Annotated in this window: 18 protein-coding genes, 3 tRNA genes and 1 pseudogene; 10 read left to right on the top strand and 12 right to left on the bottom strand. The window is 30.1% G+C overall.

Annotated features, from left to right (window positions below; genetic code table 11):
* Positions 1-37: 37 nt before the first annotated feature.
* Positions 38-691, bottom strand: coding sequence for a phosphatidate cytidylyltransferase (locus tag FZC34_RS00260; protein ID WP_187440047.1), 654 nt, complete (start codon positions 689-691; stop codon positions 38-40).
* Positions 692-854: 163 nt separating this feature from the next.
* Positions 855-1,535: a polyprenyl diphosphate synthase gene (gene uppS, locus FZC34_RS00255; RefSeq protein ID WP_148971474.1), complete on the bottom strand. Its 681-nt coding sequence runs from the start codon at positions 1,533-1,535 to the stop codon at positions 855-857.
* Positions 1,536-1,629: 94 nt separating this feature from the next.
* Between uppS and FZC34_RS00250 the strand changes: the two genes are divergently transcribed.
* A tRNA-Glu gene (locus FZC34_RS00250) sits at positions 1,630-1,702 on the top strand.
* Between the two features lie 99 nt (positions 1,703-1,801).
* Here the strand turns inward: FZC34_RS00250 and miaA are convergent.
* A complete protein-coding gene (gene miaA, locus FZC34_RS00245) occupies positions 1,802-2,623 on the bottom strand; it encodes a tRNA (adenosine(37)-N6)-dimethylallyltransferase MiaA (RefSeq protein WP_148971473.1) in 822 nt (273 codons plus the stop codon).
* Between the two features lie 133 nt (positions 2,624-2,756).
* The gene (locus tag FZC34_RS00240) at positions 2,757-3,404 is read right to left on the bottom strand and encodes a class I SAM-dependent methyltransferase (RefSeq protein WP_187440046.1); all 648 of its coding nucleotides are present in this window, start codon (positions 3,402-3,404) and stop codon (positions 2,757-2,759) included.
* A 66-nt stretch (positions 3,405-3,470) separates the two neighbouring features.
* Here FZC34_RS00240 and FZC34_RS00235 point away from each other — a divergent pair.
* The 5 genes from FZC34_RS00235 (at position 3,471) to thyX (ending at position 8,725) form a co-directional block, all read left to right on the top strand.
* Positions 3,471-3,543: transfer RNA gene (locus FZC34_RS00235), tRNA-Ile, on the top strand.
* Between the two features lie 457 nt (positions 3,544-4,000).
* Positions 4,001-5,281: a UDP-N-acetylmuramoyl-tripeptide--D-alanyl-D-alanine ligase gene (locus FZC34_RS00230; RefSeq protein WP_148971471.1), complete on the top strand. Its 1,281-nt coding sequence runs from the start codon at positions 4,001-4,003 to the stop codon at positions 5,279-5,281.
* A gap of 60 nt (positions 5,282-5,341) precedes the next feature.
* The gene (gene mraY, locus FZC34_RS00225; protein WP_148971470.1) at positions 5,342-6,466 is read left to right on the top strand and encodes a phospho-N-acetylmuramoyl-pentapeptide-transferase; all 1,125 of its coding nucleotides are present in this window, start codon (positions 5,342-5,344) and stop codon (positions 6,464-6,466) included.
* Positions 6,463-7,755 carry a UDP-N-acetylmuramoyl-L-alanine--D-glutamate ligase gene (gene murD / locus FZC34_RS00220; RefSeq protein WP_148971469.1) on the top strand — a complete coding sequence of 431 codons (1,293 nt, stop codon included), beginning with the start codon at positions 6,463-6,465 and terminating at the stop codon, positions 7,753-7,755. Before mraY ends, murD begins: the two co-directional genes overlap by 4 nt.
* Positions 7,756-7,870: 115 nt before the next feature.
* A complete protein-coding gene (thyX, locus tag FZC34_RS00215; protein ID WP_148971468.1) occupies positions 7,871-8,725 on the top strand; it encodes an FAD-dependent thymidylate synthase in 855 nt (284 codons plus the stop codon).
* 126 nt (positions 8,726-8,851) lie between these two features.
* Here thyX and FZC34_RS00210 read toward each other — a convergent pair whose 3' ends face one another.
* Both FZC34_RS00210 and FZC34_RS00205 read right to left on the bottom strand, forming a co-directional pair.
* A complete protein-coding gene (locus FZC34_RS00210; RefSeq protein ID WP_148971467.1) occupies positions 8,852-10,114 on the bottom strand; it encodes an MFS transporter in 1,263 nt (420 codons plus the stop codon).
* Positions 10,108-10,635 (bottom strand): guanylate kinase, encoded by a 528-nt coding sequence (locus tag FZC34_RS00205; RefSeq protein ID WP_148971466.1) that lies wholly within the window; start codon positions 10,633-10,635, stop codon positions 10,108-10,110. Before FZC34_RS00205 ends, FZC34_RS00210 begins: the two co-directional genes overlap by 7 nt.
* A gap of 178 nt (positions 10,636-10,813) precedes the next feature.
* On the opposite strand from FZC34_RS00205, the gene FZC34_RS00200 reads away from it, so the two are divergent.
* The 3 genes from FZC34_RS00200 to pth all read left to right on the top strand — a co-directional run bounded on the left by FZC34_RS00200 (position 10,814) and on the right by pth (position 12,082).
* Positions 10,814-10,887 (top strand) — tRNA-His (locus tag FZC34_RS00200).
* A 110-nt stretch (positions 10,888-10,997) separates the two neighbouring features.
* Positions 10,998-11,558, top strand: coding sequence for a 50S ribosomal protein L25 (locus FZC34_RS00195; RefSeq protein WP_148971465.1), 561 nt, complete (start codon positions 10,998-11,000; stop codon positions 11,556-11,558).
* Complete coding sequence (pth, locus tag FZC34_RS00190; protein ID WP_148971464.1) at positions 11,555-12,082, top strand: aminoacyl-tRNA hydrolase; 528 nt, start codon at positions 11,555-11,557, stop codon at positions 12,080-12,082. Before FZC34_RS00195 ends, pth begins: the two co-directional genes overlap by 4 nt.
* Before the next feature lie 1,164 nt (positions 12,083-13,246).
* Here pth and FZC34_RS00185 read toward each other — a convergent pair.
* From FZC34_RS00185 to secA, 6 genes and pseudogenes are all read right to left on the bottom strand, one after another.
* On the bottom strand, positions 13,247-13,534 hold the full coding sequence (locus FZC34_RS00185; protein ID WP_148971463.1) for a hypothetical protein: 288 nt from the start codon (positions 13,532-13,534) through the stop codon (positions 13,247-13,249).
* A 38-nt stretch (positions 13,535-13,572) separates the two neighbouring features.
* Positions 13,573-15,798, bottom strand: coding sequence for a coiled-coil domain-containing protein (locus FZC34_RS00180; protein ID WP_148971462.1), 2,226 nt, complete (start codon positions 15,796-15,798; stop codon positions 13,573-13,575).
* Positions 15,799-16,094: 296 nt separating this feature from the next.
* Positions 16,095-16,814: an exodeoxyribonuclease III gene (locus FZC34_RS00175; RefSeq protein WP_148971461.1), complete on the bottom strand. Its 720-nt coding sequence runs from the start codon at positions 16,812-16,814 to the stop codon at positions 16,095-16,097.
* Positions 16,815-16,917: 103 nt separating this feature from the next.
* Complete coding sequence (locus FZC34_RS00170) at positions 16,918-17,217, bottom strand: large ribosomal subunit protein bL28 (RefSeq protein WP_148971460.1); 300 nt, start codon at positions 17,215-17,217, stop codon at positions 16,918-16,920.
* A gap of 236 nt (positions 17,218-17,453) precedes the next feature.
* Positions 17,454-19,586, bottom strand: a complete 2,133-nt coding sequence (locus tag FZC34_RS00165; protein WP_148971459.1) for a hypothetical protein — start codon at positions 19,584-19,586, stop codon at positions 17,454-17,456.
* Between the two features lie 440 nt (positions 19,587-20,026).
* Positions 20,027-22,424 (bottom strand): annotated as a pseudogene (gene secA, locus FZC34_RS00160) (preprotein translocase subunit SecA); the annotation flags it as partial.
* A 424-nt stretch (positions 22,425-22,848) separates the two neighbouring features.
* Here secA and FZC34_RS00155 point away from each other — a divergent pair.
* Positions 22,849-24,003, top strand: a complete 1,155-nt coding sequence (locus tag FZC34_RS00155) for a cation:proton antiporter domain-containing protein (protein WP_187440045.1) — start codon at positions 22,849-22,851, stop codon at positions 24,001-24,003.
* Positions 24,004-24,008: the final 5 nt, after the last annotated feature.

Here is a 24,008-nt window from a genome sequence, read left to right as displayed (position 1 = left end):
AAATCACAAAGAAATTTTCCAAAATTATAAAAAATGTTCAGAATTTCATGCTGCATACATAGCAAAAGAAGCGCAAAATGATGCAGAATAATATAATTCCCATGACACTATCAAATCGATCCCATAGTCCACCATGACCTGGCAATATTATACCAGCATCTTTAATTAACATCTTTCTTTTAGCATAAGATACCAATATATCTCCTGCTTGCGCTGCAATAGATAAAAACATGATAACAAAAAATACTATACTAATGCGTAAATTCTCTGGAAACACCGCTGGTTTCATCACCATAATCAAAACCACTACTAGAAATGGAACTATGATTGCGCCAATCGCACCAGACCATGTTTTATTTGGACTAATTGATGTTAATTTTGGCCCTTGAAATATGCGACCACATAAATAAGCTGATGTATCCACAATAGACGCAAATATTATGAATGCATATATAATTTGACTCTTTATATGCATGAATAAGAATATACAAAGCATTCCTATCAATCCAATTTGTATTTTAATATTTGTTTCACTTCTTATCAGCGCTACTATTAGCTCTACTGTTAAAATAAAACCTATTAAGCACATGAAGATTCTGCCGTAATCAAAATATGCAGAAAGAAAAATTATACCTGCATAGACAATGCCAGATATAATTCGCTTAAATAAGTTATTGTTCAATAATTTCATCGCATGCATTATACAAGTTTCATTATGAAAAGTAAAAAAAATTACTTATTAATTGCTAATATTACTAATAACCTGCTTTTTATAATTTTGAATATATATAATTATGTAAATAAATATACTTATGCTAATTTACCTATTGATAATCATAATAAAACATAAACTATCACATACCAAAGCGTCGATCTTTTTTGTTGTATTTTGCAATGATATTTCCCAAGATTTCTTCAGAAAAATCAGGCCATAAAACATCTGCAAATTCTATTTCTGTATAAGCTATTTGCCAAAGGAAAAAATTACTCAAACGTGATTCATACCCTGTTCTGATACATAAATCTGGGTCTGGCATGCCATTTGTATATAAGTATTTTTGCAGAACTTTACTATCAACTTTCTTTTCAGCATTTTGTAAAATTTGATTTACAGCATGTATAATTTCTTGCCTGCCCGAGTAATTTACTACTAATGAAACATTTAAACCTGTGCATTTTTGAGTACTATCGATAACTTTATCAATCCAATTCTTCACTTTATATGGCAAATTATATTTATCACCAATAATCCTTACATTCACATTAGATTCTTTCCACTCTTCTATCATTTTATCACCATAATTATCAATCAAATAGAAAATGCCATATATCTCTTTTATATTTCTAAACCAATTTTCTTGTGAAAATGTATAAAAACTAGCATATTTCAAATTCATCAAGTCACAATACTTAATAATTTTCATCATATTTTTTAAGCCTGTTTCATGCCCTTGCCTAGCATTCAATCTATTCGCTTTTGCCCATCGCCTATTCCCATCCATAATAAATGCAATGTGCTTTAAAGATTTAGTCATTAATTACAATCTTAATGCATTTTCAATGAACTTCAAATGTCTCACCAAATTACTGGATTGAATGTTTTGTAATTTAATAATAGAATTAGTCCATGCTCCCTTCGTCTAGTGGACTAGGACATCGCCCTCTCATGGCGGAAACAGGGGTTCAATTCCCCTAGGGAGTGTTTTGTACAAACAGTTTACTTTGTTAATTTCATAAAATTTATTTCAGTACTCAAATTTACTTCTAATAATTATCATTATAATTAAGGTGCTTATGAAAATTATACTATCTCATCAAATGACATTTGATTTTTGAACCATGTTCTTTGCTGTTTAGCGTATTGCATAGTCCTGATCAATATTAATTCTTTCATTTTATCAAATGATATTTCATCATATAAAAACATTTGTATTTCTTTCACCCCAATTATAGACTTAATATGAGATCCAATATTCACATCTAATTTTTTCACTTCTTCAATTGATTTTGGGAGCATTATATCTAATCTCCTATCAGCAGATTCTCGTACTTCATCCTTCATTTTATCTATATAAATAGAATGAAATTCAATATCAATTAATTTTTTCTTTTTTTGTTTTAACCACCATGAATGTGGCTTTCCAGTTCCATTCATCACATTTAAAGCCCTAATCAACCTATATCGGTCATTTAATTTTATTTGCAAATCAGGATCAAAGGCATAAGCTTTTTGAAATAATTCTTCTGAACTCATCAAATCCAGTTGATTATCATGTTCAACATCAGGAATTTCTATAAATCCTTCTTTTAATGCATTGAGGTAGAAACCCGTACCACCAACAACAATTGGCACTTTCCCATTACTAATAGTTTTTTTGATCGCTTCAATGCAATCAACTAACCAAACCATCATATCAATCCTATTGTGGCATGGGAAATAATTATACAAATAGTGATTGTGTAAATTTTCCGGCTGCGCAGTTAACGTTGGCAATATATTATATACTTGCTTACTATCACCATTAATAATTGATCCATTTATTTTCGTAGATAAATCCATAGCATATGAAGATTTCCCACTTGCTGTTGATCCTCCAATAATAAAACACTTCCCGAAACTCATCAATTTACTCTCACAATTATAAATTTACCCTGATAGGTTTTGCTTTTATAATCATAAATCCACCTAGCAGTAGAATAGTATCTATAACAGCAAATCATCATATTTAATATATTTATTTGTTTAGCATTGCTGTTCATATACTTTTTCGCGCAATCATTTCATAAACATGCCTGCCAGCATTGAACCCTTTCTTACAGTATTCTGTTTTATGTGGGCATTCATCATATGTTGTATATTCATTCTGAGCTATATCGAAATACGGACTATTAAATAAATTCACCATATTTTGAGTGATTGATTTAATATCTGATGCTAGAGTAAATATGCCTTCTTTTTTCAAAATTTTAACTATTTCTAAATCAAATTTTCTAATGTTGTAACAGCGTCTCATGCGATGTTTATATTTTGGCCATGGATCTGGACATAGCATCTTAATTTCATCAAAAGAGTTCAATGGTAAAGATTGGATCAAATCATTAATAAAAGCCATACATAAAAATACTCTATCTTTATCTTCTACCCTAGTTAATGTATGGAAAATTGCAGGCTTAAATATTTCACACCCAATCACAATTGATTTGCCATTCATTAACGTTTGTATAATACTATCCCCTGCACCAAACCCAATATCCAAACATATTCTTCTATTTTCCTTATGCATATTTATAATTTCATTTATCTTATTAGTTGAGTAAAGATACTTAGCATAGTCTTGCTCAATATTACTTTTCAACTTCCTACTTCTACCACAACTCCAAGCCATCATATTAGGATAATACATATGTGCATCAACAATCAATCGCATATTACTTGATACGATTTGATTTATACCTTAGAATCTGTGAGAGGGCTTGTAGTTCAGCGGTTAGAACACATCGCTTATAACGGTGTTGTCGCAGGTTCGATTCCTGCCAAGCCTACATTTCATTTCGGTTGGCACAGTGCACTTCGTGGTTCCTGCCAAGCCTACATTTCATTTCGGTTGGCACAGTGCACTTCGTGGTTCCTGCCAAGCCTACATTTCATTTCGGTTGGCACAGTGCACTTCGTGGTTCCTGCCAAGCCTACATTTCATTTCGGTTGGCACAGTGCACTTCGTGGTTCCTGCCAAGCCTACATTTCATTTCGGTTGGCACAGTGCACTTCGTGGTTCCTGCCAAGCCTACATTAATCTAGAATTTCATAATGTAATGAATAGTATTTATTACATTAATATTCAGCCTTTTTAGTTCAAATTAATTGCTCACTAATTTTGTAAAATCATTACTAGTTACAAAGTATGTGTATTATCAAAACAGATTTCTAAATCTAACATTCCCTGCCATATATTCATCGCATATCTATCATTTTCTATTTCATTAATCCATTATTAAAGTAATGATATTAACCACCAAGAAGTTAATTACTCCAAATATAATGAAGAAAACATTTCAAATAAATCATAATGTATCAAATACCATATCTGGGATATCCATTGATAGTAGAATTGTGCAAAGTGGAGAAATTTTCTTCTGTATAAAAGGGGCAGTAAATGATGGTCACGAATTTGCACAAGATGCCTTGGGTAAAGGAGCAGAATATATTGTATCTGAAAAGAATTTGGATATTCCACAAGACAAACTCATTAAAGTAGAAAATGTCCAAAATGCCCTCATTCAGCTTACGCAAAACATTCGTAATAATTTAAAAGCAACTGTAATTGCTATTACAGGCACAGCAGGCAAAACATCAACTAAAGAACAAATGATATCAGCCTTTTCTGATCAAAATATAATTGCTACTCCAGCAAGCTATAATACAATATATGGCCTTGCACTTACTATATGTAATCTGACATCAGACCCAGAATATTTAATTCTAGAGTTAGGAATAAATAATCCACATGAAATGGATATACTATCATCAATCGCCTCACCACACTATTCTATTATCACTACAATCGGACCTGGACATATTGGTAATTTTGAAAATATAGATCATATAGCTCAAGAGAAATCTTACTTACTAAAATACACCCAAAGACATGCTTTTTTCCCTTTAATATGTGAGAAGTATTGCCCTAGAAATCTGCAATTCACAATCACAGATTCAAACTCATCACTCAATTCAGATTCACAAGTACAGAATAGTAAAATATTCAGCATAAATCATGATATACACAAGCAAAATGCAGTTCCTATTTTATTAATCGCAGAACAGGAAAATATTCAAAATGCACATAATAATATTTCAAATTACAAACCATCTAAAGGTAGAAATAACATATTAAAACTATCAAAAAACAGTAAGCGTACATTAGAAAACAATGATGTTTTCACAATTATAGATGGAAGCTTTAACTCAAATCCAACTTCATTAAACGCATCAATAGCTCAATTGCAATCATACCCAAATAGAAAGATAGCTGTATTAGGAGAAATGGGAGAATTAGGCGAATATACTGCACAGTACCATAATGTAGATTTTGGTGTAGATATACTAATTCTATTAGGAGAAAAATGGACATCAAAAACAGGTATAATATTGCAAAATTATAAGCAAATTTGTGACTATCTAGATAAAATCATCAGAAAAGATGATATAATTCTTCTAAAAGGGAGCAATTCAACTGATATCAAATTAGTTGTAAAATACCTAGAAGAACAATATAAGGCCTAGCTTAAGTAACCAATATGGCATTTAATTTAGGAGAACAACATATAAGTTTAGGAGAACAACATGGAATTTAAATTTAAAATTTTACAAATAGTACAATTTGCAAGCTTATTACTTGTTAATAGGATCAATACATCCAAATTGTATAGTTTCATAATTGCATTATTGATTGCTCCATCAATTGCCATGAATTTTATATCAGAGAAATCAATGTATTTAATATTCATCAGTCAAATCAGTGATATTTTATCTTTCAGTATGATTTGCACTTTTTTTGCATTATATACCTACATCAAAATAAAAAATAAAAAAGCATCACAGCCAATCTCAAAATATATAAAAAAACATAAACATAAGAGGAATATTCCAACTTTAGGTGGAGTAATTTTCATAGGAATATTTTTGTTGTATTCCTTCAGTAGTTTGGGTGGAAGTGACGGTAAATTCCTAAACATTCAACACTATATGATAATTTGCATTACAGTTTTGTTTGGATTAATTGGATTTTATGACGATATTATAAAACTATATTATAAAAATAATCATGGAATATCAGCAAGGTACAAATTTTTATTACAATTTGTTACATCTATTGTAATATTATTAGTATTCAAATCATACTTAAACTTAAATACTAATCTCAATATTAAGCACTTTGATTACTTGAACTTCAATTATTTAACAATTATTTGGTGGTCATTTGTCGTAGTTAGCTCTGCAAATGCTGTGAACTTAACTGATGGATTAGATGGATTAGCTGGATCATGCTCCTTAGTATCTCTGCTTTTTCTTATAACATTCCAAATATATCATTTTGGATTCTCAGCTAACGTTGCATTACTTTCAATTATGTTTGCAACGCTATTATCATTTATGCAATTCAACAAGTATCCTGCTAAAATATTTATGGGAGATACAGGATCTATGGCTTTAGGAGCATTTTTAGCAATCAATCATTTGGTGATCAGCTGTGAATGGCTTTTCATCTTAACTGGATGCATTTTCGTACTTGAAACATTATCAGTAATTATACAAATATTCTCTATCAAAGTATTTAAGCGTAAAGTTTTCATAATTGCACCTATTCATCACCATTTTGAGCATTATTTCCATGAAAAGAACGTTACAAAAATATTTTATTACTTTATGCTGATTGTAAACTTAGGAGTGTTATTCATTTATATATGACATATCTTTTATTAGGATTTGGTATATCTAATCAATCTTGCGCAAAAATACTTCAAGCTAATAATCAAACATTCTGCATATGGGATGATGATCTAAAAAAACGAGAACTAGCGCAGAAAATGGGATATCGTACCTTCATAATTAATAAAATTAACAACAATAATAAAGCACAACCCAATAGTAATCATATGCAATCCAGCAATTGTGATAATGCCACTAATCATGCTCAATGCATTTCAAAAATAGTACTCAGCCCTGGAATCAGATCACATCCCTTACTTAAATTAGTAGCAAATGAGCAAATATATAATGAAATAGATATTTTCTTCCAATACTCTCAGAATAAAAACATAAAAATTACATGTACTGGATCTTTTGGCAAATCTACTACAGTTTCCTTAATTGAACATATTTTAAATGCCAATAATATTCCTGCAAAGGCTATAGGAAATTTAGGATGTACAGTAGATAACCTTAAAGATAATGAAATTCCAATCATTGAGCTATCATCATTTCAGTTAGAAAGAATTTCTACTAAATTTGACATCGGAGTAATATTGAATATTTCCAAAAACCATCATTTAGAGTCCTATAATAATTCATATGAAGATTATGCAAACGCAAAATATAAACTCGCTACATTATCAAAATATTTGCTTATTAATGAAAACCTAACCTGCAAACACCAAAACAATCATTACATCCATAATGCACCAGAAAATCATATCCAAAATGCCCCAAAACAAACAATAGAGTTCTACCAGAAGTATCTGCATCATATTCCTTATATTGCATTTTCAGCTGCCTATAATGTGTGTAGAAAACTGAGTATAACACCGCAAGATATTCACAAAGCATGTGCTAATTTTCAAACTTTAGCGCATAGGCAAGAAATCGTACAAAACAATCCCATCATTATTAATGACAGCAAAAGCACAAACCTTGCATGCTCTAACTACATACTACAAAAACATAAAATAAGTTATTGGATCACTGGAGGGGTTAATAGCAATATCTGTGAGCAATATATCAAAGACCTTCCCGCTCAAAATATTAAGCATGCATTTATTATTGGAGAAAACAAATATAAATTACAGAAAATCCTATTAAGTATAGGAATAAATTGCTCTATTTATACTAATCTAGAAGATGCAGTGATTTGTTTGTCAAAGAACCATCAAAATGAAACTATAATATTTTCACCAGGGTTTAAATCATTCGACTTATATAAAAATTTCGAAGAACGAGGGAAGCATTTCAAAGCATTAATTAAAAAACACTTCAAGTAATTTGCTACCACTATTACATCTATTGTTCTATGCTGATTACAGTTATTACTCCAAGTTATTTCATGTTTTAATCTTCATATGGACACAAGATAAACTTTCATGCTTTAATTTTCATATGGAAACAAAACGAACTTGTGTCGAAAGTATGGAACAAATTATTGGGGAAGAAATGAGCATCCTCGATAAGGGGTTTATTAGAGTTATTGATTATATGGGAGACGATTCAGCAATTGTACAGGCTGCTCGAATTTCATATGGTAAAGGCACTAAATCTGTTAGCAGTGATAAAAGCTTAATCAGATATTTACTAAGACATGAACATACTTCTGTATTTGAAATGTGCGAAATCAAATTACATATCAAAGCTCCAATTTTTGTAGCTCGACAATGGCTCAGACATCGAACTGCGAATGTAAATGAATATTCTGCTAGATATTCTGAGATGGAAAGAGATTTTTACTGTCCTTCAATCGACAATATCACAGGGCAAGATATGAGTAATAGACAAGCTAGAGGAAGCGATCTAGATATACCGATCAGAGAAAATGCACAACAGCAGATTAATAGAGTCAATTCAGAATCATTTGAAACTTACACCAATTTAATCGAAGATGGAGTTGCGCGAGAAATTTCTAGAGGAATACTTCCGACAAATCTATATACACAATTCTACTGGAAAATAGATTTAAATAACTTGCTCAGATTTATTAAATTAAGAACATCATCGTACGCTCAGTTTGAAATACGTGAATATGCATTAAAGATCAAAGAAATTCTCAGTTTATGGGTTCCATTCACATATGACGCATTCAATAATTATAATCATTGCTCTTTATCTAAAGAAGGGTTAAAAGTTGTACAAGAACTAGCAAATGGCAAACAAATCACAAAAGATGATACAAACATGTCAAAGAATGAGTGGAATACTTTGATGCGTAATATCAAACGTACAGACCTTATTATTAACTAGAATCTATCATTAAAATATAAATATAAAATTATGGTATCAGATTCAAATCATCATATAGAATCTAATTTAAAAAAATCTAAATCTGGATATTATCATATAAACTACGATATTAATTTACAGTCATTCTCATAAATCATTTGGTAGTTTTTTAATGAAAAACAGAACTGGCAAACTAATAAAAGTACCCAATATAAATAATGCTGTCCAGCTAAAATATGCAACTATATATCCTGAAGACAATCCGAAAATAGCCCCAGACATAGCTTCTAAGAATGATAACATGGCAATTTGACCTGCTGCATGCTCTTTTTCACAAAACTTAGATTGGTATAAGTAATATACGTTACTTGAAAACCCTCTAACAAGCTTCTCTAATAACAATGTAAACAAAATAAATAGTGGAATATGTGTTTTTTGCATATTTAAGATTAGCAAAGGCAAGCAAGTTAATGAATGCACTAGAACACTTATAAATGCATTAGATTTGTAACTATGCTTTTTTAAGAATTTAATGCTGTAATACACACTAAATGCCATGATAGGACCACTAATGAATTTATAGAATGAGAAAATTGGCTTAATACCTAATTGTGAAATAAATGGCAAAGAACTCGCTGGTTTCAAGCCACTAATGAATTTATAGAATGTAGGCGCTAATAGTTTGTCTTGCAACCTAAAAAACACCATAAATCCTACAATACTCCAAATATATTTTTTATTCTTCTTAAGAAATGATTGGTATGGAACTATAAGCAATTCTTTCAATGATTTTTCTTTGCTTAATTCTGTCACTTTTGGCAATATGAATAGTAGTAAAGATGAAAGTATAATTAATACTCCTGATACTCTATAAATATATTTCCATGCTATGCATAAAGATAATAAGAAATAAATATTGATACATATATACATACCAATCCTAAAACCAAAAGCACCTAACCCCATAATAGTAGTTTGATCTTTATCATTATCAATAGCCAATTTCATGATCTGTGCTCTTAATAAAGTATCCATAATAGACATTCCAAAAGTTGCTATAGCAATACACGTTGCAAATACATACATATTACGCAAAGGGTGTAAAAAACTGATATATAATATCAAGCTTCCAGATACTAAAATACACAAGAAAATCCAACTTGCTCTTCTGTCTAAAAATTTATTTAACAATGGAACATTGAATTTCTCAAAAACAGGAATCCAAAAAATCTTTAACGCTTGAATTATATATATCAAACTCACAAATCCTAACGCTTTTGTAGGAATATCGAGGTCTGACAACCAATAAATCAATGTATGTGAGCATAAAGCATATATAGCAGCACTAACTAAACCTAGAGCTAACACAACATTATTTCTAATTTTCAAATTATAATTATTATCTAACATATTATCCTTTCTAAATCTTTACACGATTTTTCAATAGTTTGATTTGTCGATATCACGTAATCGCACTTATTCAAATTTAACATTTCAAATCGTATATTTTTAATTCGTTTTTCTATCATTTCTGGAGACATCATTCTCTCCTTCATTCTTTGAATTAAAATCTCTTCACTAGGAGGGTTCAGAAAAATAGATTGCACATTATCGAAATGCTTTCTCAGATTTGCAACCCCTATAAAAGTAGCAGGCATCACAACATTTTGATCATTCTTTTCAAATTCTTTTCGTTCAACACCATACCATGTGCTAAAAACTTTATCGTAATCTACTAACTCTTGGTTGTCTTTTTTCTTTATAAATTCTACTTCTGAAAGGAAAAAGTAATCAACACTATCTTCCTCTCCTACCCTTTTTTCTCTAGTTGTACATGTGATTGGTTTATAAAAACCTTTAGAAGAAAGGATATTAGCTAATGATGTTTTTCCAGACCCTGAAGGCCCGACTAATACTATTATTTTCTTCATGAAGGCAATTTTAGCATAAAATTAATATTTTTAACAATTTCAAGTATTTTCAGTATGAATTTATATTATTTAGAATTATTTACCTGCTCTATTTTTGTAATTATTACAATCATGCTTTTACTCATTACCTTCATTCTACTTGTCATTCTAATATTTGTTTTGTATTCTTATATCGATGGCGGATATAGCTCAGTTGGTTAGAGCGCTAGATTGTGGCTTTAGAGGTCGCCGGTTCGAGACCGGTTATTCGCCTTCAATTCATTTAAATATATATGTGAATTTATTTAAATCCATATATAAATTTTATAATTATTAATTCAATCATTGAAATTTACTCCAATACGGGTTAAATTATACTTATTATGATAAATCTTTTTTCAAGAGAAATGTTTGGAACTAAATCAGCAAAAAATATTAGAGCTAAAGATATGGTTCCTGTAGTAATTTACTCAAAATCAAATCAAGAATGTGCAAATATGTCCTATAAGGATGCTAAAACATTATTGACCACTCCAAATTTTATGATCTCTAAGGTTGATGTGGCATTAGACGACAAACCCTATAAAGTACTTATAAAAGATGTGCAATATCATCCATTAACTGGAAAACCATTACATATTGATTTGTTTGTAATTGAGCCAGATCAAAAAATTAGAGTTACACTGCCTATAGCATTTAAAAACAAACAACTTTGTCCAGGAATGAAATTAGGTGGAATATTGAATGTTTTAACAAAAGGTATTAAATCTGTTGTTTCCTCAAACAATATCCCTGAAGCTGTGACATTCGATTTAGCTCAAAGTAATATTGGAGATGCAATTAGATTAAAAGATCTAAATATACCTTCAGATGTTCAAGTATTAAGCTTTACTGCAAATACAACTCTTGCAACTATTATATCTCCATCTAAACCTAAAGAATGATCAAATCTCATATAAATATAAAGGATTATAAATTAATAGTTGGTTTAGGCAATATTGGAACACAATATGACCATACTAGACATAATTTAGGATTTATATTTTTAGATATATTAAAAAAGCAGTTTCTTCTATCTGAGTTTGCAGCGAATAAGAAATCCAACTTCATTATTTCGAAAAATCAAAACTTCAATATGATCAAACCAATTACTTATATGAATTCATCTGGATTAGCAGTTTTATCTTATTTAAGTAAGAATAGATGCAAACCATCAGAGATTTTAGTTATTCATGATGACTTAAATTTAGCGAACCATACTATCAAATTCAAAGAAGGTGGAGGAACTGGTGGGCATAACGGATTGAAAAGCATTTCAGCTGCAATTGGACAAGATTACCACCGTGTCAGACTTGGCATTAGTCACCCTGGTGAAAATGTTGCACATTACGTATTAGAAAAAACAGACTTATCTGCATGGAATGACTTAATAGTAACATGGATTAATGAAAATCAATGCCAATCATGAAAATCTGATATCAATCATCCTTCATGCAAATCAAACGAATATAGATAGAACAACAAGTAAAGCAATCAATAGAAATATAATTTATAAAAGCACAAACTTCATAGTTATATACATTAATAGAAAATAGTTATTACTCTAAATATAAACCACTACTCTAATATCATATGCATTGAAAGTATGATTAAAAAGATTATATATAAAGAAACAATATGATTTGAAATAGTATAGTATGATTCGAAATATACAAGCAATGTACAATATAATTAATACTGCATAAAAAGCATGAACTATATATGCAATAAACACTCATTTCACTCCATGCTAATTAAAGTAATTGTTATAACATATAATTTTAAATGGAATAAAACTGTACAGTGGCTCCAAACACACTATTTATATAAAAATTATAACTGATTTTTAATGCATAAAATAATCTATAATTCCTTGAATTAATAATAAAAACTAATTATAGGCTACATATATAGATAATATATTATAAAAATACAAACCAATTGAATTGATCTTGATCTGCTACAGGTAGATAAATAATCATGTATTCATAAACAATCAATTTATAAAGCATACAACAGATTGTGCTGATATATATATTATCATATCGTCAATTCAAATGAATGCTGAATAATTATATTCTTGTGCTTTCTTTAAATTATTTTGCTTTTTATGAGATATTACTTACTATTTTATTGTTTGCTTTTAATATTTATCTAGAATATATCTTTATTATATAATTATAAAATACTATATGATCAATTATTTATATTTTAATTAACCTGATCATTAGCTTATAATTTAACTTGAAGTCTTTTTTGATTAGCATGCTATTTTGCATTAACTTATATGCATACTACATAAAATTATTGAAGAAACATGCAAATTAAATATACTATTATTACTATATTTCCATATTTTAATATACAAGAAACATATTATAATCAACTTCACCATAATGGTTGGTGTATTATGATGCTATAGACATGTGAATTATATTGATCAGATAACCGCAGTTGTGTTTGAAGCTTACAAATTATTGAATATAATATAGAAAGCTTAAATTCATTATGCTCAATACAAATCTAAAAACACAGGTATACACAGTTTACATTGCCCTAACTTTATTCCCCTATTAACCAATTAGCACATTCACTATAATATACTGCGTCGCGCCATTTCTATTATTTCATCTGCTCTCATCATATTATAACTTAATGCCTCTTTAGTTTGCTCATGAATTTTTAAAACAGCACTAACAATCTCATAATAATCTGCATCATCTAAACTCCCTTCTGCTTTTTTCTCATATGCCACCGCAATCAATCTACGTAACGATGCGAACGTACCCATATTTTCCTCGAGTTTCTGAGCGCTAACTGTCAATTCAAACTTTGCAAGCTTTATATCTTGCATCTCTCGTCGTAATTTTTCTAGCTTCATGTTCAATAATTTTTGACCATCACATCTAGAAGATTCTTCTATTGCTCCTGTAAAAAAAAATCATTGAACTGACTGTTAATCTCTTGAAGTTTCCTCACTTCTTCTTCTTTCTTGCTCTCAAGTTCCGCAAGTTTTTCATTTCCTTGTTTAACCTTAGCTACATATTCAGATTCATTCTTTTTCCACAAATCAAGATTTAATTTAGATTCTATTCTTTTATTTAATTCTCTAATCTTTGATTCTTTTTTCTCTACTGATTCATTTTCTTCATTAATACTCTCTTGTACTTCTTGCACTTCTTCCTTTAATTCATCAATCTTTTCTCCCCTTTCTTTATTAGCACTTACTGCATCTTTAATATTAATTTCGAATTCTTTGATTTCTGCACTGCATTTCTCAGATTTTTCTTTACATTCTTTAATCAATGATTCATGATACTTAGCTGTTTCCTCATAAATCTTCGCTTTCTTTTCATCTTCCTTAGCTGATTTTTTATTTTCTTGAATTTTTGCATTATGTTCTTTGATTTCTGTATCAAATCTACTAATACTTTTCTTACATCTCTCAATCTGATTTGTTATCTTCTTTATCTCTACATCTGAATCTCTATTCTTATCTATCATCTCCTTGGCCTGTTTATTCTTTTCATTAATATCATCTTGGAGTTCTTTAATATTTTCTTGAATTTCTGCTATCTCTGCATTGTTTTTCTCTATTTGTGTTTTTATTTCTTCAATTTCCTTTGCTCCTTCTATAGAGCGCTGATTATACTTTTGCACTTCACTCTCATTAAACTTAATACTATTTTGAATCTCATTTATCTCTTGATCAATCATTTCAACTTTTTTACTTTGTAATTTCTTTTGTGAAATTTCCCTAATATCCATAATGCTCTGCGCATTAAATATACTATTAGAGCCACATTCAGCTACATTAGGAATTGACACAGTATGAGCTTTAACTGTCAGATTACCATAAATATCAATTGCTATATCATATCTAACATAATCATCAGAAATATTTACACTAGATTTACATAGCTCAACTCTCTCATGTGCCTTTCCACTTGTTTCAATATAAAATACTGATTCTTCTATCTCAGGCCCATCATAAGTTTTGCCCATATGTGTCAACTTAATAGGCAAAGGATCCCCATCTCTAACTAGTAGGATCAGCTCATCGCGCATGCCTTTATATAAATTCCCTTGCATTCTTGGTGTAATTTCTTCGATCTTACCTTGCTGCATATCAATAATAGCTTGCTGTGCCTTGATTATATCCCTACTTGCCTGAGTTTCCTTCACCAATTGCATGATCAGCTTATTAGTAATACTTTCATACTTTATCCTATAACTATTATCCATATTCATTACTAAACTATTCCATGCTTCACCTTGATCTTTATAAATAAATCTTCTAACTTCATCTTCATGCAATACATAGTTCAATGACAATGGATTAGAATCATCACAGCTAAGACTATCATTCTCATCACTAATGCCGTTTTCGCCTGCATTAGAAGATGTACTACTAAGCCTACAGCTACCATACTCAGAATATATCGCCCCGCCAATGATATCCATCTTTCTTTCATAATCAATTTCAGAATACCCCTGCAATAAATCATGCTGCAATGAAATACGGTCCATATATTGATTCATTTCATTCATTATTGCAATACGATCTACTAATTCTGTGCGCGCCAAACCTTCAATATCACCATATTTATTACGAACCATAGATTCAGCAGATTGCATACGATGTAATTTATAATGTTTCGCTAATAACGATTCTTTAATACTTACAAATCCCTCAAAGCAATAATTCTCCTTATTCCTTATCTTTTGCATTATCTTATCTGACTCTTCATAACTTTTCAGTGTTAATATTTTTATCAATTCACGAGATTCAGCTTTAACAATACTTCCAATCATATGCTTCGTATATTCAATAAAATAATGTATAGCAGAATCAAATGTGTCATCAACATCACTTAAATGGTCTAATGATAAATCGCTAAATGGATAAAATTGTGTACAAGATGACCTAGGCGTCGAACAAAAGCTAGACATCGGAGAAAAGCCAGGCGTCGTAGAAACACTATGTACTGCAAAATAACCCCTACTAGCATTACTTGACTCATCATGGCTTAACATTTCTCTATTAATTGAAGAACACACCCCCGCAGACATTTCATCCAGATCTCCTACTGAGCCAGCATACACTTGTGCAAAAACCAAATACAATAAAAATATATTTTTCATTTGTCCCTCACTTGTCTAATCTTATAGTACATTTAATGATCAAAAGTCAAGTAAATTTTTACTAACCTGCTATAAAATCGTATAAAGTCTACTATAAATCACATAATATAAAAAGTATAAATCATGATAATTCATATGCTTAGAAAAGGGAATCATGCTAATATTTGCAATATTTTTGAGCAGCTAATCTAGCTCAACTCTATATAAACTTATATAGATTTGCAAAAACATTTTGCTATTTTATTTATTGTACTATTTCAACTTAATGCAGTCACAATTGGGTATAAAATATACATTCACGTTAACGTAATCATAACTGGCACATGGTCACTTGGACGCTCCATCTGCCTGTATTTTCGTAAAGTTTCTAGTTTCCCAGCAATATTTTTCACCAATATGTAATCAATTCTCAAACCTTCATTTGGTCTACGGTAATCCCACCATGTAAAGTCATTTTTCCCAAATTGATCAACATGAACATCAAAAAAACTTTTATCAAAAACTTTTTGCATTTCACTACGAACTTCTGGAGTACACAAAACACTTCCTACCCATTTTTCTGGGGTTTGGATATCTTTATCTGACATTGCTACATTAAAATCCCCACCTAAAACAATCTCATCATCACTATCCCATCGACTTGCTACTTGACTAAGGAATTTCTGCTTATATTCGTACGCTTCTGGAGATTTATTCCCACATGGAACATAAATAGATGCAACATATTTTCCATTTGTAAAACCTTCAATATATCTAGCTTCTACAGATTCATCATCTAAATTACACTTAATATTTTCTATAGGATATTTCGATATTATTGCAACTCCATTATAAGTTTTCTGACCATGTATAGCTAAATGATAATTATATGATTCAAAAAACTCACGTGGAAAAACGTCATTCATACATTTCGTTTCTTGCAATAAAATTACATCTGGGTTTTCTGTTTTAATTAACTCTTCTAATAAAGGCAATCTTACCCTTACTGAGTTCACATTCCATGTTACAATTTTCATAGACTTAATGCTAACATTTTCAGCGTATCATACAAATACCTTATATACTTAAGATTGTGCTTTTAGAATGCATTTAGATATCAATAAGCGTATCTGTTGAAAATTAAGCTTGAGCTTTTTTAAGCTGTTTTGCTGTTTGCTTTGCTAATTTTCTTTTCAAAACTTTAGCATCCACAGTAAGTCTTCTATTTTTTGCATTCAACAAAAATTGATCCAACCCACCATATTTATCTAAGGTTCTTTCACCTCTGTGTGATATGCTAACTTTAACTTTACCCATCTTTTCACTTAGAATGTACTTAGAATGTACATTTGCAAGGAATATACGTCTGGTTTTGTTGTTAGCATGACTTACATTATGTCCGAATTGAATTCTATATCCGGTTATTAAACAATCGCGCATGATGAATCATCGTATAAATACAAAAAAAAATCAAGATTACATATAAAAATGAAAATAATCAGCCAGACAACTTCGCCAATAGTGTACTAAATATTAGGAATATCAATCTATTTAACGTTTTATATAATAGTAAATTTACAAGAATGAAAAGCATGAATGAAATAATATATATTAGTTATAATGAAATTTATAGTAAAAATCTTCAATAACCCAATTATAACATCTATTTACAATATTCATCGACAATTGTAGATTGAACCAAATTTACCAGTCATACTACTTAGCAATTTCTTATATTCAGCTTCTTTTTCCTTTGCTTCAGATAATTGCTTCTCATAATTTTCAAACCTTAATGTGTTTTCTTGCTCTAACTTCCCATATCTACGCTTTGCGTCAATCATGCTTTTTTGTTGCCTTAATTGATTTAATGTTTCATACAATGCTTTATAATTATTATTTCTTGTGACTTGATATGATTTTTCGAAACTCTCAAATTCTTTATTAAACAAATCAACAAATCCATCTATTTTATTTTTCCTGCAATATTCATTATAGAGTTCTTTTGTTATGCTGCTTTTAGGCACAGCTCTAGCCATAACTCTACCATGCATGCTCATTCCACATGTACTATTCAAAAACGCCTTGTATTCATTATACAATCGCATAAAAGATTGAAAATCATTCTGACCATTCATCCCATGATATATACTATTAATAGGCAGATCAATACATTGCTCAGACAATTCAACCATTTCAATAGCAATTTTAAATCTATCTAGAACCTCTTTCTCCATTTTACTTTCTTTAATAGATGCATTGATTTTTATAGTTTTTAATTTACACTCTTCAATATTTTTTAAATACTGTTTTTTCAATCTTATTTCTTCAGTAGTATCTTCTAATTCTTCAATTCTTCTCTCTAACTCTAATCTTTGCTTTGCATGAAATATATCTTCTATATAATTTGTTTCTGCTAATTCAGGATCTGCCCCCATATAGCTTTCAATGGTCAAACCACCATAAATATCTATATAACCTTTATATACAAATGTATTTATAGCAGCAGGGATACTAGTTGTAATGCATAGTAATTTAGTATTTTCATCTTTTTCACTACTTGTTCCAAGAAAGAATGAAGAACATATTGATGCTTTACTCGACATACTAAATTTTTGTGTGAACTCAATAGGCAAATTTTCTCCATCGCTTACTAACAATCTCAATCCTAAGGAAGTGTCTGTATATAAATTACCCCACATTTTTGGCTGTATTTCATCTATATGCTTTTGCTGCTCTTTAATATCTTCTTCTTGTTTAGTGTTCTTTGTTTTTAACATTTTGATTTGCATTTGAGATTCACTTCTTTGCTCTTGTAATTTGATTTCCAAACCTTGTATATCTATTGATTGTGTTTCAATTTGCTTTGCTTGGGATTCAATTATTACCTGCTTTTGTGCATCTTTAGCCATTAATTGTTGAATCAGCTTATTTGTCACTATTTGATATTGAAGCTGGTAGGCTTTATTCATTCTATCAACCAATTGCTCCCACGCCATTACTTGATCATTACAAACAAATCCTCTATTTGCATTTTCATATAAATCAAAATATCCATCAATTAATTCATTGCTACCAATCGATGGATCATCATATAGCCCATATTTATATACCAAACCACCAAACATTTCAATTTTTCTGCCTGTTTCAATTTTGCAATATAACTTTGATTCTTGATAAGCAATTGCTAATCGATCTGATTCAAGCTTCTCCTCATGAATTAAATTCATACGGTTTGCCAGCTCATCGCTAGATAGCATACTGTCACCATGATTCTGATTCCTATCATTCCACTCTGAATCTTGCAAAACGTACAATTGGTTATGCAATTCAAGTAAATGTTTTTTCAAATTGATAAATTGATCAAAATCATATTGCGCACTTCTAACAATATTATTTCTTTGTGCACATTCTATATCTTGCAATATATATACTATTTCTGCAAAACGGTCCTCATCAATTTCTTCTCTATTTTCACCTTCTCTATTAATTAGTCTTCCAAATCGCTTTGCTGCATTTGGTGTGATCTTATTATGCAAACTGTATTTTAAAATAAGATGCTGTGATTCAGATGATGTATATGCAGAAGAATCTGTCTCTGAAAATGTATCTGTATTGCTATATAATGAATCTGTATCGCTATTGTCTGCCATACTATTCCTATGCTGCTGCTCATCTACAACGCTGTCATTGGCAACACTATCACTATTAGCGGCCGCATTCTCCACTTTTTCATCATGAGCTTGTAAAGAATCAAATGTAGGCATAGCAAACATGCATGACGTGATAAACAATAAAAATATTTTTTGCACTATTTTCTCCTCGATATGTTTTTATATGATTTATGCTGCATTTTACAGGAAATGTCAAATATATTTCAAAATTAGGCTTAACAGTACTTACCAAAAACATAACATGCTCACAAAATAATTATAGCAAAACATACACTTGTATTAGTTTGTTATTAAATATGAGAGATTTTTATATAGCATGTTTTGACCATCTCATAAAACACAAAATATATTTTATATTCATATATTGACCATTACTGCTATTTCATATCTTGCTTATTAGCATTGTTGATGAATATATATTTTCACACTTAACTATTCGTTGAAAAGGCCATTAATACTTGAAATATCAGGGTTTTCTGACACATTATTATCTGGCATGCTGTTCTGCATATTTTCTGACATATTTCTTTGCCAGTTTATTAGATTTCTTATAGAATTCTCGTAAATTACAGGCCATATTGACTCAAACAACTCAAAAGATTCTTTTTTATATTCTACTAATGGATCTTTTTGTGCATAACCTTTAAGACTGATACCTTGTTTTAAGTAATCCAAATTCTGTACATGACTTCTCCATTGGTCATCAATTGATTGCAGAACGCCCATTTTAGCAATACTCACCATTTGCTCATTATTAAACTGTTCAAAATGTATAGACAGCTTATCTATAATATAATTTGAAAGGGCAATTTGATTAATAGCATTATCTTTAACCGCTGATTTTATATCTACTTCTATTCCAAATACACTTTCAATATATTCTGATAGCTTATCTTCATCCCAATCTTTACTCTGTGGCAAGAAGTTTTGAATAGCATTTGTCACAACTGAATCAACTAGCTTTTGCAAATCAGTAAAATCAAAATTAAGCAAAACATCTTTCCTATACGAATAAACATAGCTCATTTGATCTTCTTTAATATCTGCATACTTTTTCATTTGCTGCCTAATATCAAAGTTATGTGCTTCTACTCTTTTCTGCGCTTTGGAAATTGCTCTTGTTACCATCTTATGAGTAATTGCTTCACCCTCTTTAAGGCCTAATGTTTTCAACCAAGAATCCAGACTTCCAGAAGCAAATATCCTCATCAAATCATCTTCCAAGCATAAGAAGAACTTAGATTCACCTTTATCACCTTGACGCCCTGCTCGACCTCTTAACTGATTATCAATTCTTCTGCTTTCATGTCTTTCAGTTCCAATAACAAACAAACCACCAGCCTTCAATACTTCATTTCTTTCATTATCAATTTGTTGAATTATATCAACCTTTACTTGTTCAGCTTGCTCAGAGTCCTCAATATCTTTAATTGCATCTTCAACTAATATTTTCGCATTACCACCTAATTTAATGTCTGTACCTCTACCAGCCATATTTGTAACAACAGTAACATGACCTAATTTACCAGCATTCGCAATAATTTTAGCCTCATTAGCATGATTTTTTGCATTTAACACTCTATGTAAAATTCCATGCTCAGTTAAAGCTTGCGCGAACAATTGAGATTTTTCTACACTACTTGTTCCCAACAAAACTGGCTGCTTCTTCGCATTACAAATCTTTACAAGTGCAACTACAGCATTAATTTTTTCCTTTAAAGTTCTATAAATTTCATCTTCATGATCAATTCTTACAACTTTTTTATTAGTTGGAATTACCGCAATACTTAAGTTATAAGTTTTTTCAAATTCCTCTGCTTCAGTAGATGCAGTTCCTGTCATACCACATAACTTATCGTACATTCTAAATAGTCGCTGGAAAGTAATAGAAGCTAAAGTATGATTTTCCTTTTGAATTTCAACATTTTCTTTAGCTTCAAGTGCTTGATGTAATCCATCAGAATACCTACGCCCATGCATAATTCTACCTGTAAACTCATCGATAATATTTACTTCATCTTTACTTACCATATAATGTACATTTTTAACAAACAAAGTATTAGCCTTTAAAGCCTGATTAATATGGTGAACAAGTGCAATATGTTGATGGTCATATAATGTTTTATCATTTTCTAATACACCCTCTTCACGCATAACATCTTCGATTTTATGCATTCCATCTTCATTTAAGGTTACAGTATGATTTTTTTCATCTTTTTCATAATGAGATTCATTAAGTTGTGAAACGATATCTTGTACCCAATTATAAAGCCCAGAACTTTCTTCTGATGGACCAGAAATAATCAAAGGAGTTCTAGCTTCATCTATAAGAATATTATCAATTTCATCAACAATCGCACAATGTAATTTTCTTTGACAAACTTCTTCATTATTCATCTTCAGATTATCTCTTAAATAATCAAACCCTAACTCATTATTAGTAGCGTATGTAATATCACATGCATATTGTTGCTTTCTAGCTTCATCACCCATATGATGCAATATACATCCGACAGACATGCCCAAGAACTTAAATACTTTTCCTACCCATTTCGAATCTCGCTCAGCAAGATAATCATTTACAGTAACAACATGAACACCTTCTCCTGTCAAAGCATTCAAGTAAGCTGGCAAAACAGCAACTAAAGTTTTACCTTCACCTGTTTTCATCTCAGATATCATACCTTTATGCAATGCAATTCCACCTAGAAGTTGCACGCGGTATGGCCTTTCATTTAAAACTCTATGAGCAGCCTCACGTACAATAGCAAAGGCATCAACTAGGATATCATCAACAGACTCTCCATTTTTCAGCCTTTCTTTTAGGGTAATGGTCATAGCAGAAAGATCTTGATCTGTTAAATCACTTAAATCTATTTGATCTATTTGATCAACTATCTTCCATAAATCATGAAGTAAAACTTTATTTGAACTCCAAAATAACCTTTTAAATAAATTAGTTATAAACTTAAACATTCTCAATACTCACTTTTTTTAGACAAGAAAACACAAATATACATTATACTTTAGGCATTTATATTTCAAGCTTTTTATAGCCTTACAATCTATTTCTACCCTAGAGATTGGTTAATATTTATTTCTTCAAATTAATAATATGAGAAATATAATTAAAAAATACTAAATTTACCTTTATGAAATTATTAAATTTATTCATTCTGATTTATTGATCACCGTTGTTTTTATAAACTCTATATGGATTTCCTATAAACTTTTTATTTCTATAATACTTTCAATAGTTTGGCAGAATACATTTCTTTCGTAATAAATATACTGCGCCTAAATGAAATTTCCTATAAATTTATGCTAAATTTACTTTAAAACTTGCAGAAATATAATTTGTCAAATTTACTTTTATTAAATATATGCGATAATGATATCTATGGGATTTGCAGAAATCAATCAAATTGCTATTGTGCTCACTGCATGTACTTTAATGTCGTTGTTATTTATAAAAATGAAACAGCCTCCAATTCTAGGATATATTTTTGCTGGAGTTATTCTTGGACCTTATACGCTAAAATGGATTAAAAATCCTGAAGTTATCAGAATCATAGGGGATTATGGGATGCTAATCATGCTTTTTACTGTAGGGTTAAAGCTTAATGTATATGAGTTTAGAAAAGTATGGAAAACGGCCATTGCCTGCGTTTCTATTCAAACTATTTTCGGACTTCTAATTAGCTTGCTAATATCATGTTTTTTTGTATTAGATGCAGCAACAATTGCATTAATAACATGCATGATGGCATTAAGCAGCACAGCAATAGCTATTAAAATCATGGAGAGTTCTAATGAAATCAACACACCTGTTAAATCTTTGGTGGTAAGCATATTAATTGCACAAGATTTAACATTAGCACCTATGATTATGATTCTGAAAAGTTTGATTTTTAATCACAGTATGCATAGCTTGTTTATTAAAATTATTATTTCAATTGCAAGTATGATTGGGACTGTAATGTTCTTAAGCAAAGCACAGCTAAAAATCGTACATAAATTTTTCAACTCATGGGTTTTCAAAAATGCTGAAATTAATGCTTTGATTTCAGTAACATCATGTTTTGGGTTTGCAGCAATATCAGAGTATCTAGGATTATCAGGCGTATATGGAGCATTCTTATGTGGATTTATACTAGGGAATGCAGGGCCTAAAAATCTATTATTAGCTTTTTCAGCTCCATTAAGTGGAATGATGATGATGTCTTTCTTTATATATATAGGAATATTATTTGACATAGTATTTATTATGCATAACATTATTTCTATATGCCTTATAGTTTGCGTAATTACTATGATCAAGCTTTTGATCAATACATCTAGCTTAAAAATTTTAGGCTGGAAAGATAGAGTTGCATTAGAATCAAGTGTATTATTATCACAAATTAGTGAATTTTCATTTGTTTTAATCAACATATATAGTTTTCATAAGAATTCAATATATCTAACAAATTGGATTATTTCTACTACAGTAATATCATTATCAGCTGGAGCATTATTTATCGTAATGTTTAAAAACATGATGGATCAAGCATAAATAAC

This window comes from Candidatus Cytomitobacter primus (assembly GCF_008189405.1).
Taxonomy (GTDB): Bacteria; Pseudomonadota; Alphaproteobacteria; order CAJXXZ01; family 1604HC; genus Cytomitobacter; species Cytomitobacter primus.
Note: the sequence above shows the minus strand (reverse complement) of the source record. Positions and strands in the feature narration are given on the sequence as shown.

What these genes read in the sequence shown, in the direction of transcription:
- miaA (WP_148971473.1), bottom strand. Translation starts at nt 2,623, where the DNA reads ATGAGTTTCGGGAAGTGTTTTATTATTGGAGGATCAACAGCAAGTGGG.
- FZC34_RS00175 (WP_148971461.1), bottom strand. Translation starts at nt 16,814, where the DNA reads ATGAAAATTGTAACATGGAATGTGAACTCAGTAAGGGTAAGATTGCCT.
- FZC34_RS00260 (WP_187440047.1), bottom strand. Translation starts at nt 691, where the DNA reads ATGAAATTATTGAACAATAACTTATTTAAGCGAATTATATCTGGCATT.
- FZC34_RS00230 (WP_148971471.1), top strand. Translation starts at nt 4,001, where the DNA reads ATGATATTAACCACCAAGAAGTTAATTACTCCAAATATAATGAAGAAA.
- mraY (WP_148971470.1), top strand. Translation starts at nt 5,342, where the DNA reads ATGGAATTTAAATTTAAAATTTTACAAATAGTACAATTTGCAAGCTTA.
- pth (WP_148971464.1), top strand. Translation starts at nt 11,555, where the DNA reads ATGATCAAATCTCATATAAATATAAAGGATTATAAATTAATAGTTGGT.
- FZC34_RS00180 (WP_148971462.1), bottom strand. Translation starts at nt 15,798, where the DNA reads ATGAAAAATATATTTTTATTGTATTTGGTTTTTGCACAAGTGTATGCT.
- thyX (WP_148971468.1), top strand. Translation starts at nt 7,871, where the DNA reads ATGGAAACAAAACGAACTTGTGTCGAAAGTATGGAACAAATTATTGGG.
- uppS (WP_148971474.1), bottom strand. Translation starts at nt 1,535, where the DNA reads ATGACTAAATCTTTAAAGCACATTGCATTTATTATGGATGGGAATAGG.
- FZC34_RS00155 (WP_187440045.1), top strand. Translation starts at nt 22,849, where the DNA reads ATGGGATTTGCAGAAATCAATCAAATTGCTATTGTGCTCACTGCATGT.
- FZC34_RS00240 (WP_187440046.1), bottom strand. Translation starts at nt 3,404, where the DNA reads ATGTATTATCCTAATATGATGGCTTGGAGTTGTGGTAGAAGTAGGAAG.
- FZC34_RS00205 (WP_148971466.1), bottom strand. Translation starts at nt 10,635, where the DNA reads ATGAAGAAAATAATAGTATTAGTCGGGCCTTCAGGGTCTGGAAAAACA.
- FZC34_RS00210 (WP_148971467.1), bottom strand. Translation starts at nt 10,114, where the DNA reads ATGTTAGATAATAATTATAATTTGAAAATTAGAAATAATGTTGTGTTA.
- FZC34_RS00170 (WP_148971460.1), bottom strand. Translation starts at nt 17,217, where the DNA reads ATGCGCGATTGTTTAATAACCGGATATAGAATTCAATTCGGACATAAT.
- FZC34_RS00195 (WP_148971465.1), top strand. Translation starts at nt 10,998, where the DNA reads ATGATAAATCTTTTTTCAAGAGAAATGTTTGGAACTAAATCAGCAAAA.
- murD (WP_148971469.1), top strand. Translation starts at nt 6,463, where the DNA reads ATGACATATCTTTTATTAGGATTTGGTATATCTAATCAATCTTGCGCA.
- FZC34_RS00185 (WP_148971463.1), bottom strand. Translation starts at nt 13,534, where the DNA reads ATGAAGCTAGAAAAATTACGACGAGAGATGCAAGATATAAAGCTTGCA.